This is a genomic window from Halobacteroides halobius DSM 5150, from assembly GCF_000328625.1.
GTDB classification, from domain to species: domain Bacteria; phylum Bacillota; class Halanaerobiia; order Halobacteroidales; family Halobacteroidaceae; genus Halobacteroides; species Halobacteroides halobius.
The window spans coordinates 968,088-981,384 of the sequence record NC_019978.1 but is presented as its reverse complement, the minus strand read 5'-3'; the positions used below and the strand labels follow the sequence as shown (position 1 = coordinate 981,384).

Annotated in this window: 15 protein-coding genes; all 15 read right to left on the bottom strand. The window is 33.4% G+C overall.

Annotation, left to right across the window (positions count from 1 at the left end):
* Positions 1 to 175: 175 nt before the first annotated feature.
* Complete coding sequence (locus HALHA_RS04890; protein WP_015326682.1) at positions 176 to 760, bottom strand: tyrosine-type recombinase/integrase; 585 nt, start codon at positions 758 to 760, stop codon at positions 176 to 178.
* Between the two features lie 139 nt (positions 761 to 899).
* Positions 900 to 1,547 (bottom strand): bifunctional phosphoribosyl-AMP cyclohydrolase/phosphoribosyl-ATP diphosphatase HisIE, encoded by a 648-nt coding sequence (gene hisIE, locus HALHA_RS04885; RefSeq protein ID WP_015326681.1) that lies wholly within the window; start codon positions 1,545 to 1,547, stop codon positions 900 to 902.
* Positions 1,538 to 2,296 carry an imidazole glycerol phosphate synthase subunit HisF gene (gene hisF, locus HALHA_RS04880; RefSeq protein ID WP_015326680.1) on the bottom strand — a complete coding sequence of 253 codons (759 nt, stop codon included), beginning with the start codon at positions 2,294 to 2,296 and terminating at the stop codon, positions 1,538 to 1,540. The genes hisIE and hisF overlap by 10 nt, the downstream gene beginning before the upstream one ends.
* 12 nt (positions 2,297 to 2,308) lie before the next feature.
* The gene (hisA, locus tag HALHA_RS04875) at positions 2,309 to 3,031 is read right to left on the bottom strand and encodes a 1-(5-phosphoribosyl)-5-[(5-phosphoribosylamino)methylideneamino]imidazole-4-carboxamide isomerase (protein WP_015326679.1); all 723 of its coding nucleotides are present in this window, start codon (positions 3,029 to 3,031) and stop codon (positions 2,309 to 2,311) included.
* 371 nt (positions 3,032 to 3,402) lie between these two features.
* On the bottom strand, positions 3,403 to 4,017 hold the full coding sequence (gene hisH, locus HALHA_RS04870; RefSeq protein ID WP_015326678.1) for an imidazole glycerol phosphate synthase subunit HisH: 615 nt from the start codon (positions 4,015 to 4,017) through the stop codon (positions 3,403 to 3,405).
* A 13-nt stretch (positions 4,018 to 4,030) separates the two neighbouring features.
* Positions 4,031 to 4,618: an imidazoleglycerol-phosphate dehydratase HisB gene (gene hisB / locus HALHA_RS04865; RefSeq protein ID WP_015326677.1), complete on the bottom strand. Its 588-nt coding sequence runs from the start codon at positions 4,616 to 4,618 to the stop codon at positions 4,031 to 4,033.
* 14 nt (positions 4,619 to 4,632) lie between these two features.
* Complete coding sequence (gene hisD, locus HALHA_RS04860) at positions 4,633 to 5,922, bottom strand: histidinol dehydrogenase (protein WP_015326676.1); 1,290 nt, start codon at positions 5,920 to 5,922, stop codon at positions 4,633 to 4,635.
* Positions 5,923 to 5,934: 12 nt separating this feature from the next.
* Positions 5,935 to 6,576 (bottom strand): ATP phosphoribosyltransferase, encoded by a 642-nt coding sequence (gene hisG / locus HALHA_RS04855; RefSeq protein WP_015326675.1) that lies wholly within the window; start codon positions 6,574 to 6,576, stop codon positions 5,935 to 5,937.
* 1 nt (position 6,577) lies between these two features.
* Complete coding sequence (gene hisZ / locus HALHA_RS04850) at positions 6,578 to 7,834, bottom strand: ATP phosphoribosyltransferase regulatory subunit (RefSeq protein WP_015326674.1); 1,257 nt, start codon at positions 7,832 to 7,834, stop codon at positions 6,578 to 6,580.
* A gap of 216 nt (positions 7,835 to 8,050) precedes the next feature.
* A complete protein-coding gene (locus HALHA_RS04845) occupies positions 8,051 to 8,629 on the bottom strand; it encodes a cell wall hydrolase (protein ID WP_015326673.1) in 579 nt (192 codons plus the stop codon).
* Between the two features lie 14 nt (positions 8,630 to 8,643).
* On the bottom strand, positions 8,644 to 9,309 hold the full coding sequence (locus HALHA_RS04840) for an S-layer homology domain-containing protein (RefSeq protein WP_015326672.1): 666 nt from the start codon (positions 9,307 to 9,309) through the stop codon (positions 8,644 to 8,646).
* Positions 9,290 to 11,308, bottom strand: a complete 2,019-nt coding sequence (locus HALHA_RS04835; protein WP_015326671.1) for a cohesin domain-containing protein — start codon at positions 11,306 to 11,308, stop codon at positions 9,290 to 9,292. The genes HALHA_RS04840 and HALHA_RS04835 overlap by 20 nt, the downstream gene beginning before the upstream one ends.
* 11 nt (positions 11,309 to 11,319) lie before the next feature.
* Positions 11,320 to 12,258, bottom strand: coding sequence for a TonB family protein (locus tag HALHA_RS04830; protein ID WP_015326670.1), 939 nt, complete (start codon positions 12,256 to 12,258; stop codon positions 11,320 to 11,322).
* Between the two features lie 8 nt (positions 12,259 to 12,266).
* Complete coding sequence (locus HALHA_RS04825; RefSeq protein WP_015326669.1) at positions 12,267 to 12,677, bottom strand: ExbD/TolR family protein; 411 nt, start codon at positions 12,675 to 12,677, stop codon at positions 12,267 to 12,269.
* Complete coding sequence (locus HALHA_RS04820; protein WP_015326668.1) at positions 12,670 to 13,287, bottom strand: MotA/TolQ/ExbB proton channel family protein; 618 nt, start codon at positions 13,285 to 13,287, stop codon at positions 12,670 to 12,672. The genes HALHA_RS04825 and HALHA_RS04820 overlap by 8 nt, the downstream gene beginning before the upstream one ends.
* Positions 13,288 to 13,297 lie beyond the last annotated feature (10 nt).

Sequence of the window (13,297 nt, the reverse complement as noted above, 5' to 3'; positions counted from 1 at the left end):
TCTGTTAACAAAATTGTCAAAATAAATGCTATAATAGTAATAATTATCGACTTATAGGTTTATTTCTTGCCAAAATAAACCTTGGCTAGTATAATATATAAATAAAATGGGATGTTTTTATATAAAAAGAGATTAATTATTAAATTAGCTTAACAGAATATTAAAATTGTTAATCTTATAAATTGACTTTATCATAAGCTTTATTTACATCTTTTTGTTCAATCCCTAAGTAATGTCTTGTTGTTGAAGTATTAGCATGCTTATATTTAGCTTGAATGGTTTCTATACTTATTCCATTTTTATGAGCATGATAGCCCCAAGTCTTCCTTAAAGTATGAGTGCCAACCGGTAAATTCTTCAATCCTACCTGCTGGCACCATTTCTTAACTAACTTATAAGCTTGAACTCTACTTATATTCTTAGTTTGATCTCTAGTATTATAAATAAGATAATTAGTCTGGTCATTAGTTATCTCTGTTTTTTTATTTAATAATTGAATAGCTTGTTTAGCTTGCTGATTAATTTTAATTACATTTCTCTTATTTGTTTTTTGCTCTACAATTTCAAATGTTTCTCTAATCTCTCCTACTGAATTAATTACATCTTTAATCCTAAGCTTTAATAAATCTCCTATCCTTAAACCAAAGTTAATACCACACACAAATAATACATAATCTCTGTATTTTTTATTTTTTTTAAGCATCTCCTTAATTTCAATTATTTTATCCCGCTCTCTTATCGGTTCCATCCTATTTCCCATTTTATCTCCTCCAACTTCTAGTTAATCCTTTAGCCACTCTTATAGTATTATATATTATTTTACTTAGCAACTTTAATTATTAATTATAAGTAGCAACAAAAACTAAAAACTTCTGCCTAATTAGGCAGAAGTTAAAGTATTATCTTCGCTCTTTTAATTCTTTTAAAATCTCTTCAATCTCAACATCATAGTAGACTAATGCAACAAGTAAATGATAGATTAAATCAGCTGATTCATAAATTAGTTCCCCTTGGTCACTATCTTTAGCCGCCATTACTACTTCCGTGGCCTCTTCTCCAACTTTCTTTAAAAAAGCATTTTCACCTTTTTCATATAAAGATGAAGTATATGAATCAGGCTTAGGATTCTCTTTTCTATCTTTAATCACTTGGTATAATTCATCTAATATTTCTGCATCTAAATTATTATAGACTTCTTCAGGATCAAATTCCTTTTCTGTATCATAATCTCGCTCTATACCGCGATAAAAGCATGATTTATGTCCTGTATGACAAGCACCTCCTGTCTGCTTAACCTTAAGTAATAAGGTGTCACCATCACAATCATATTTAATCTCTTCTACTTCTTGAATATTACCTGAAGTTTCACCTTTCCACCATAGTTCGTCTCGACTGCGACTCCAAAAACAGGTTCTACCTGATTTGATTGTGTTTTCTAAAGATTCTTGATTCATATAAGCCATCATTAATACTTCATTAGTTTCAATATCTTGAATAATAGCAGGAATTAATCCATCTTCATCAAATTCTAAATGATTTACAGACATCTAATATGGACCCCCTCTTGATTTAAATATTTTTTTACTTCTTTAATAGTATACTTCTTAAAATGAAAAATAGATGCTGCTAAAGCTGCATCAGCTTCTCCTTTAGTAAAAACTTCTTTAATATGTTCTAAATTTCCTGCTCCTCCAGAAGCAATTACTGGAATATTTACTGCTTGAGCAACAGCTTTAGTTACTGCTAGATTATAACCATCTTTAGTCCCATCAGCATCCATACTAGTTAGTAGTATCTCTCCAGCACCTAATTGTTCTGCCCTTTTGGCCCATTTAACTACATTAAGTCCTGTTGCTTTACGACCACCATGGATATAGACCTCCCATGAATCTTCTCTTCGTTTAGCATCTATAGCTACAACTATACACTGACTCCCAAATTTCTTAGCTCCTTTTTTTATCAACTCTGGATTCTTTACAGCAGCTGAATTAATAGAGATCTTATCTGCACCAGCATTTAGCAGTTCTCTCATATCTTCTGTTGTTCTAATCCCCCCACCAATAGTAAACGGGATAAATACTTCTTTAGCAGTCCGTCTGACAACATCTATCATTGTCTTACGTTTATCACTAGAAGCTGTTATATCCAAAAAAACAAGTTCATCAGCCCCCATTTTGTCATATAATGCAGCTAATTCTACTGGATCACCTGCATCTTTGATATCAACAAAATTAACCCCTTTAACCACCCGTCCTTGATCTACATCAAGACAAGGGATAATTCGCTTAGCTAACATTTAAATCCCCCTTTATTCAGTTACTTCAATTGCTTCTTTTAAATCTAAACTCTCACTATAAAGAGCTTTTCCTGTAATTGCTGCTTTAACTCCTTGGCCTTCTAACTCTTTTAAACTCCTAATATCTTCTATATCTGAAATACCGCCCGAAGCAATTACTTGTAATCCTGTCTTTTTAGCTAACTTTTTAGTACTTTCAATATTGGGTCCGCTTAAAGTACCATCTCGACTAATATCAGTATATACCACCCACTTAACCCCTTTATTCTTCATTTTAATTCCTAACTCTACAGCTGAAGTATCAGATGTTTCTAACCAACCTTCAGTAGCTACTTGACCATTTTTAGCATCAATTCCTACTACAATTCTTTCTGCACCAAACTTATCAATTGCATCTATTACTAAATTAGGGTTTTTAATTGCTGCTGTACCAATAATTACTCGCTCTACTCCAATATTTAGGTACTGCTTAATTGTTTTTTTATCTCTAATTCCACCGCCAACTTGAACTGGTAGCTGAACCTCATTTATTATTTCCGCAATTAAATCCAAGTTTTGTGGTTGACCATCTAATGCACCATCTAAATCAACAATATGTAACCTGCTTGCTCCTTTATTGGCCCATAATTTAGCCATTTCCACTGGATCTCCATAAACAGTTTTTTCGGCAAAATCACCTTTATAAAGGCGAACACATTCACCATCTTTAATATCGATCGCTGGTATGATTTCCATACTTTTCACCTCTTAATTTATTAATAATCTGGTTTTAAATTTAACTTTTAGATTGCTAAGAGAGGATTTCTCACTAGATAAATTTCTCAAAATTCGTCTAAGCTCACTTCCATAAAAATAAGGTTAAGCTAATCAAAAATAGATGATTAGCTAACCCAAACCTTATTTTTATTCCAGTTCACTAAGACTCATTAATGAAAAATTTAGGAGTCGTTGCGAAACCCTCCCCAGCAATTATTAAAGGTATTGTGGGGCTTTTGGACTGTCTTATAGTTTTTGTTCATATGCTTTGAATGAAGGGTGAATGAAATGAACAAAAACTATTTAAGGAAAAAGCTACACAATACCTGATTGAGAAGTGCAACTAATCCTCAGCTTTTAACTAGTGCTCCAAAATTATTGAGTATTTGCAATCCATCCTGGCTACTCTTTTCTGGATGAAATTGAACAGCATAAATATTATCTTGAGCAATACTAGATACAAACTCTAATCCATAATCAGTTACTGTAGCTATTACTTCATCATCATCTGGCTCTACATAATAAGAATGAACAAAATACTGAAAAACACCTTCCTCTAACCCTTGATAAATTTCTGTTTTTTGCTCTATCTTAAGTTGGTTCCAACCAATATGAGGAATTTTTAGTCCTAAGTCTGTCGGAAACTTCTTTACTGTCCCTGGAATAATATCTAACCCTTTAGTTAAGCCAAATTCTTCACTTTCACTAAATAAAAGTTGTAATCCTAAACAAATACCTAAAAAAGGAACTCCTTGCTCAATTACTTTTTGGATTGGTTCTATTAACTCAAGCTCTCTTAAATTATTCATTGCATCACTAAAAGCACCAACACCTGGTAATACTACACCTCTAGCTGCTAAGATTTCTTGGGGGTCATTAGTAATTTCAACTTGGTAGCCAACCTTTTCAAAGCCCTTGGCTACACTCTTTAAATTACCCATACCATAATCTATAATTTTGATCATCTTTTCACCTCAGCTATTCTAACTTCCCTTTAGTTGACATAACTCCGTTAATCTGATCATCTAACTTTACAGCTTGGGCCAAGGCCCGAGCAAATGACTTAAAAATCCCTTCAATAATATGATGAGTATTAGTCCCAACTAATTGTCTAATATGTAGATTTAACCCAGCATTATAAGCTAGCGCTCTAAAAAATTCCTCTACTAATTCTGTATCAAAATCCCCTACTTTATCCTTTAAATTTATTTCAGAAAAGTTAAGATAAAAGCGCCCACTAAAATCAATAGCAGTATGTAACAATGCTTCATCCATAGGAACAAACTGATCACCATAGCGTTGGATTCCCTTTTTATCTCCAATGGCCTCTTTAAGTGCTTGGCCTAAAACAATACCTATATCTTCTACAGTATGATGTCCGTCAATCTCCACATCCCCACTAGCTTTTAACTTAAGATCAAATAAACCATGTCGGGTAAATAACTCTAACATATGATTAAGAAAAGGAACTGGGGTCTTAATCTCTGCCTGACCACTACCATCTAGGTTCAAGTCTAATTTTATCTCTGTTTCACTAGTCTTTCGTTCTAACTTTACTTGTCTCATTTTCTCCCTCCAACTTAGTCCTCTATTCGCACCCGAATACTATTGGCATGTGCATCTAATCCTTCTACTTCAGCTATCTTTAAGGCTTGATCTTTAACCTTATCTAATCCTTCTTTGGAGTAATGAATAATGCTAGATTTTTTAACAAAATCATCAAGATTTAATGGAGAATAAAATTTAGCTGATCCTCCAGTTGGTAAAACGTGATTAGGACCGGCTACATAATCGCCTATTGGTTCAGCTGCATACTCCCCTAAAAAGATAGCTCCAGCATTCTTTAACTTACCTAAAATAGAGAAAGGTGATTCTACTTTAACTTCTAAATGTTCTGGAGCAAACTGATTGGTTAGTGAAATAGCTTCTTCCATATCCTTGGCTACCAATAAAGCTCCATAGTTCTTTAAGGCCTCTTTTGCTATCTTGGCTCTAGATAGATTTGTTAATTGTTCTTCTAACTCTAGCTTAACTTCTTTAGCTAAATCTTTAGAAGTAGTTACTAAGACTGCAGAAGCCATAGGATCATGTTCTGCTTGAGATAATAAATCAGCTGCTATATATTTAGGATTAGCATCTTGGTCTGCTAAGACTAAAATTTCGCTTGGCCCTGCTAACATATCAATATCTACGTAACCATAGGCTAACTTTTTAGCTAACGTCACATAAATATTACCCGGGCCAACAATCTTATCTACCTTTTTAATCTCTGCTAAGTCTAAACTCAAAGCTGCTATAGCTTGGGCCCCACCTATTTTGTAAATAGTATCTACTCCTACTTCAGCTGCTGCAACTAGAGTATGAGGATTTAAACTCCCATCTTTAGCTGGAGGAGAGACCATCACTATCTCATCTACTCCTGCTACCTTAGCTGGTACTCCATTCATCACTACTGAAGAAGGATAAGCTGCTCTACCACCTGGAACATAGATACCTACTCTAGCTAATGGTTCAAACTTTTGTCCTAAAATTACTCCATCATCCTTAATATCCATCCAATCCTCGCGTAACTGTTGTTGATGAAACTTTCTTACATTTTCAATTGACTTTTGAATTGCGGCTAGAAAGTCTTGATCAACTTGTTTATAGGCAGCTTTAATCTCTGTTTGACTTACTTCTAATTGCTCTAGCTTGGCTCCATCAAAACGAGCCGTATACTCTAAAACAGCTTCAATTCCTCTATTTTGTATATTATCCCAAATATCTTGGACAACATCTATCTGTTCTTGACTATCAAATGAAGAACGATTTAAAATAGTAGCCAATTTTTCTTTAGCTCCCGCTTGGCCCGTATCTAATATATCTAACATATTATCCACTCCTTACTCTTTAACAACTTCTTTTACTTGTTTAATAATCTTTATAATCCGTTGGTCTTCAGTCTTATAACTAACTCGATTAACAATCAATCTAGCAGACGATTTAGCTATCTCACCAATTTCTACTAAATTATTTTTCTTTAAGGTGGTTCCCGTTGAAGAAATATCAACAATCATATCTACTAATCCAATTAAAGGGGCCAATTCAATCGAACCATTTAATTTAACTAATTCCACCTGAAAACCTCTTTTAGTAAAGAATTTTTCAGCTACATTTGTATACTTAGTAGCAACCCGACTAGTCAATGGTAACTCTTCTAAACTAGTAATTCCTGCTTGCTTAGATAAGGCAACAACTAGCCTACACTCTCCAAATCCTAAATCAGCTACTTCATAGACATCAGCTTCTGACTCTAATAATATATCCTTACCAGCAACTCCTAGATCAGCTACTCCATGTTCTACGTAGGTCTGAACATCAACTGCTTTAGAGAGAATAAACTCAACGTCATTTTTTTCATCTGGTAAGACTAATTTTCTTGAATCATCATCTAATTCTCGATTAACTAAGCCAACTTTTCGTAAAATCTCAACTGCTGGGTCAAACATTCTACCCTTAGGTAAAGCAATCCTTAATCTGCCCATCTTACTCCCCCTTTCTTAAGCTAATTTCTTTAACCTTAACTCCTAGTATTTCTTTTCTTTTAAACTCTAAATCTAATTTTTGATCATCTAAAGCTAAAATCCTATCTAATCCTTTAGTACTAGCATACTCAATTATCTCTTTTATCTCTCTCTTTATTAACTCTAATTCAACTTGATATCCACTCTGGCGCAAATCAGCCGCCAAGGCAAAACCTTCCTGTTTATTCTCTGAATTTACAAGTAATAAAACCCCCGCTTTAAAATCGGGAAACTGATAATCTTGTTTTTGTAGTGATAATAATAACCTATCTACTCCAATAGCAAATCCTGTCGCAGAAATAGGATAGCCAAACTCCTCTACTAACTTATCATAGCGGCCTCCACCACAAATAGTATAACCTAAATCTTGACTATAGCCTTCAAAAACAATCCCTGTATAATAATCAAAACTCCTTACAACACCTAAATCAATACAGATATGAGATGCAACTCCAAGTAATTTTAGATTATGATAAACCTCTTTTAAGTTTTCTAATGCCTGTAATGATGCTTGATTAGCAATTAATTCCTTAGCTTCTTTAAGTACACTTGGCCCACCCCTTAATCGGGCCCCTTTTAAAATAGCCTCTTGTTGCTCAAAAGTAAGGTTAGATGCAGTTAATAATTCCTCTAGTTCAACAAAATTTCTAGATGATAGAGCAGTCCGTACTTTATTTTGTAAAGAATTTGGTAAGTTTGCTGCTTCCATAATTCCTGTAAAATAATCCACATCCCCAATATCAATCTTAAAATTCTTTAGTCCTGCCTGCTCAAGAGATTGGGCAGCTATAGCAATTACTTCTGCATCTCCTAAAGGTGTTTTAACACCAAATAACTCAATACCCGCCTGATAAAACTCTCGATAGCGACCAGCCCGTGGTGTCTCATATCTAAAGACATTACTTTGATAAGCTAAACGTAAAGGCAGTGGCTCTTCTTTAAGTTCTGTAGCTACTAAACGAGCAATTGGAGCAGTCATCTCCGGTCGCAAAGCAATTATTTCTCCTTTACGATTAAAAAACTTATACATTTTTGTCTGTAACCCTTCCGTAGCCTCTGATAATAAATCATAATACTCTATTGTAGGAGTTATTATCTTCTCATACCCCCACTTAGTAAATACTTCATTTAGTTGATCTTCTATATATTCTTTCTTAGCTGCTAAATCAGGTAAGAAATCTTTGGTTCCTCCTGGCCGTTGTAACTTATTTATTGTCACACAATCTCCTCCTTAATCCTTTATCGCTTTAAAGTGTTGATTTATTAAAATATAACATATATTATTAACTCTGTCAATCAAATTATCAGTCTATATTCATAATTTATTGTTTGTAATTTAACTAATTAAATAAGTTAAATTTCTATTATTTCAAGCATGGCTGATAAAAAGTGACTAAAATTATATAAAAATAATTCCTAGAACCAACTCTAGGAATTATTTAGCAAAAACATGATTTCCAATTTTAGTAGTTACTTCACGAGTCCTTAACCATTTTAATCCTTCTAAGCTTGAAGTTTTAGGATTATAAAAGTATAAAGCTCCAAAACTTGGGTCTCTACCATTTAAAGCCTCTTTAGCTGCTCGATAAGCACTCGCACTAGGATTTAAATTGATCTGACCATCTTTAACTGAAGAAAATTGACCTTGCTGATAGATTACACTATAGATAGTATTAGGAAATTGGCTACTTGCTACTCGATTAAGAATTACTGCCGCTACTGCTACTTGTCCTAAATAAGGCTCTCCTCTTGCCTCAGCATTAACAGCTTTAGCCAACCAATAAACCTTATCTTGACTATAATTGCCAGTTGTATTCCTTGTTGTTGCTACTTGTGAATCAGAAGTTAACCATTTGATTGTTAAAACCACAATTCCTGTTAGTAACAAACCTTTATAAGCAGTTTCTCGGTCAATTTCTGCAGCCTCAGTTATACTCATAAAAGGGGTCGTTACTGAACCTAACAGTACAAATACTAAACTTAAAGAAATTATCTTAATTACTCTACTATTCATTATCTTTTCTCCTGTTACCTATTGATTAACAATAATAATCCAATACTTAATCCAGCACCTAGCCAATAAAATCTACGCTTAAGGGTTTTAACTTCTGCTGCTCCACCCTTGCTAGCTACTTTAATTTCTAATTGCTGTAACTTCTTTTCTAGTTGTTGATTACTTTTTTCTAACTTAGTAATTCTTGTTCTTAATTTAGTTAGTGCCTCTTCTCTTAAATCATTAATTAAACTTAGTAACTCCTGTCTTAAATTACTTATTTTATGATTAGTCTTAATTATATCTTCTTTTAAAATAGTTTGCTGGTCTGAAAGGGAATCAACCTTCTTTTCAAGTTTATTAGTCTTACTCATTACACTAACTAACTCCGATCGAAATTCTGTTGCTAACTTCTTTAACGTTAGAATATCTTTCTTTTGTAATGAAACTTGTTTTTGTTCTACATTCTGTATTATTTTATTTAACACCTTAGCTAACTGGTACCTTGTAACTGCTTCTTCACCCTTGAATTTATTACCATCATATAAGGATAAGTAGCCTTGATTTATTAATTTAACTACACTTTGATACGCCCAATGATCTTGGGATATATCTTCGATCTTTTTTTGAGCAAAAACAGGTAAACTACCTCCACAAACTAATGCTACTACCAATAGTAGACTAATTAATCTTTGGTTCATCTTGATCCCCTCCGATATCTAACTCTTTTTCTTGTAACTTAACTGATATTAATTCTTTACTATCATTATAAGCATTATATTTAATAAATCTTAGATTACTATCTCCAGCTGATTTAACTTTAAAGTGAATACTAGCTACAATATCTTCTTTAATATCCTGTGGAGTATCCAATGCCCCGTTAATTTCTTTAATCACTCCAATATCTCTTTTAATCTGAGGAGTACTCCAACTCAATAAATTATTATTATCAACAAATAAACTCCCCCGAGAAATATAAATAGGCTCCAAAACTTGCGGATTATAACCAATACTACTATTTATCCTATATAGGTTAGCTATATTATCAACTTTTATTTGAACTGTAATATAATCTCCTACTGTTATTTTAGTCTCTTCTTTGATTTTGAAACCAACTGTAGGTTGACGTTTTTGAACAGTAAGTTTTGTACTCTGAATTTGATTAGCTGCATTCGTACTATCTACACCAATAAAGTAAGGTAAGTCCCCTTTAATTAAGCCTACTGGTTCTATCGTCCAAGGAATCTTAATCGAACTATGAGGTGCTAAAGAACCTATATATTTCTCCGCTCTATCACCAGCACTGATAGTCAAACCTGGTGGTAGGGCAACATAAGCATTAACTCCATAAGCAGTTGAATCACCAGAATTACTTATTGTTCCATAAATTGTAATTGAGTCCTGCTGCAAGTGATTATTCTTTACCTTTATCTTCTTTGCAGTCTTTAATTCTAAGTTTAATTTTGGTGGGCCAACAACCTTTAGACTTCTTGACACCTGATTATCATCAGTATTATCTGCAGTTACCTTAACAGTATAATCTAAATTTTGTGTTTTTAATTCTTTAGGGCGCACCTTCCACATTATCTGGGCTGTTTCTTGAGGATTTAAATCCCCTAAGCTTTTTATTTGACTAGTAGAAAGCAACTCCAATCCAGCCGGGAGATCTAACTTAACCTTTACATCTTTAACTTCAATTTCAGCTGTATTTTGAATATAAGCTATAATCTGTAGACTTTTATCTGGCTTATTCATTATTACTTTAGCTGGTGAAGTAACACCTAAAGATAGTAAGCCTGGTACAATAGTAATTCCACCTAAACCATAATCAGTTATATACTCTCTGGTCTCTCCTGGCTGTAAAGCTTTTGGTTGCCAAAATAAAGCTAGTGCACTATCTAATTCAAACTCTCCTTTTCGTAAAAACTTCTGGCCTGGATTAAAATCAAAATTCCATACTCCATCAGCCAAACTACCCCAATCAGTAAAATAAATCCGGTCTGGCGTAGTTAAAGTTGGCCCTTGAATTGTCCCCTGAGCTGTTACTTGCGGATTATTTAAGGAATCAAACGCCTGCCAAAAAGATGCCAACTCATCTTTAGTATATAGTTTATCACTAGTTACTGCCTGATTTTTAATTCTAAATGGCGCTCCATCATTCTTCCCTAACATCGTATCAAGCATTACTCTAAGGCCAATCTGATGTGCTTTCTTACCTTGGTTAGTTATTCGATACTTAATCCTAGCTGTATCCGGTAAGCCAGTGGTATTACTCTTTACAAAACTTAAAATTTGAGTTACAACTATCTTGCCATATTTATACTTAGTAACAATTTGATTATTCTTTATTTGGGGAGGAGTAATTACTTGCCCATACTTTCCCTTAAGACCAGCCCGTTTATTAGTCTTACCCCCAAAAATATAATTAGTACCATCTATCCTAATTGTAGTATAGGATGTCCAAGGAGCCGGGCGTCCATAAATTAAAGGTTTCCCATCATCCCCATCTCTTAGCGGAGCCCCCCCGGTAACATCAAGAGCAAAACGCCCTTGGTTAAATTGGCCCTGGTTGACAAATATTGAAATATAATTATTCTCTAATACTAAATTACCATGCTCATCAACTTTAGCTATTGCTAATCCAGATAAAGTAATCGTTACTAACATAGTAATCATTACTAACTTGAATTTGTATCTCAACTCCTAACACCTCATTCCTCAACAAATGATAAGTCTATATATTCTACGCTAACCTGGCGTCCTTCTTCTGTCATCTTAAAATGAACCACTAAAATCAATTGATAGTTATTTAATGCACTTTTAAATTCCCAACCATACTTAATTGTATTAACAGCTATATTATCTAATCTAATATCATTGGCTGATTTTAAAATCTTAACCTGGTTTATCTTACCACTAGCACTAATATTGGCCTGTAACTTAACATCACCTTCAACATCAGTATTTGATGCATCCTTGGGATAAGTAGGTGTTACTTGTTTAACAATCATACTCTTAGGTGCTGGAGAAGCAGGTTTTTTATCCTTAGCTGTTACTTGTTTAGTTGGTTGTTCTTTTTTCTTTTCATTTGACTTAACTTGAGATTCTTTCTCTTGCGTTTTAACTTTAGGTTCTTTTTTCTTTGTTGTTGTTTTTATTTCCTTTACCTCTTGCTCCTGCTTTGTTTTTTTCTGACTTACCTTTACTACTTCATCACTCTTTTTACTAGTTAATAATTTATCTTTGGCCTCTTTTGGTTTGTTATTTTTTTGAGCACTAGAATTAGACTGTTTAGTCTCCTGTAGCTTAGCTTCTTTATCTTTAGTTACCTTAGTTACCTTTTTAGTCGGTTTATTATTTTTTGGTTCAGGTCTCTTTTTATCTTGTGGCTTCTTTTGTGGCTTCTCTTGTTGCTTAGTTATTTTTTGCTCCTGTTTAATTACTTGTTCTTCTTTAAACTTTCCTAATTGTTTAGTCTTATCAATCTCTATCATCTTTACCTTACCATAATAGTCTAACTGTTCATTAAAAGCTGGAACTGCCCCTATACCTAACTGGGCCAAAAAGTATAAAATTACTCCATGTACAATCAAAGAAATCAATACATACTTAATTAAGCTATCTTCCGTATTAAGCTCTTTTCTAGTCATAGCATCACCTAATCCATATCTTCTTTATCTGCTGCTAAAGCTAATCGATAACCACCTGCTTGCCGAATTAAATCCATTATCCTAATAATCTTCTTGTACTTTACTTCCTGGTCAGCTTTTATAACGAATAAAGTATTTGCTTGTTTCTTTATTAACTCTTTGACCTTAGCTTTAAGACCTTTAAAAGCAATTAATTGTTCATCAAGAGATAATCGTCCCTCAGCAGAGATATTAATTCTTACCTTTACATCCTGCTGTTGTTTAGTTACAGTCTTAGCCTGGGGAAGATTAATCTCCATTCCTGCTGGTGTTACTTTAAATGTAGTAAATAACATAAAAAAGACTAATAAAAAAAACATGACATCAATCATTGGTAGTAATTTAACATCAAGTCGCTTCTTTAAATTTGATTTAAACATTTTTACCATCCTGACTTAAAAGGTCTACTATATCTACAAACCACTGGTTCATTTCCATTGTTCTTTTCTCTACTAAACTAGTTAAATAAGAATACATTAGCATTGTAGGAATAGCCACAACTAAACCAACCGCTGTACTAATTAAAGCCTCACTAATCCCAGAACTTAAAGCTCTAGGTGAAGCTAAACCTTGAGCAGCCTCTAAAATATTGAAACTGTTAATAATACCTAATACCGTACCAAGCAACCCTAACAAAGGTGCTATTGCAGCAATAAATTCTAAAACTCTTAATCTTTTTTCTAACTTTTTAATTTCATTTTGACCAAGTAATTCTAAGTTATCCCGAATTTCATACTTACTCTTACCATGATGTCTTAAGCCTTGTAATAACATCCCTGCGATGGGCCCTTTTTCTTCTTTGATTATCTCTTTAGCTTTACTGAATTTTCCCTTCTTTAGGACTAATTTTACTTGCTTAACTAAATTATAGTTATTAGACTTTGCTCTTTTTAAATAAATTAACCTTTCTAGACTAACTGCTACACTAACAATAGAACATAAGACTAGAGGAACTATTGTTATTCCTCCTTGTTGTAAAATATTTAGCATATTTATTACC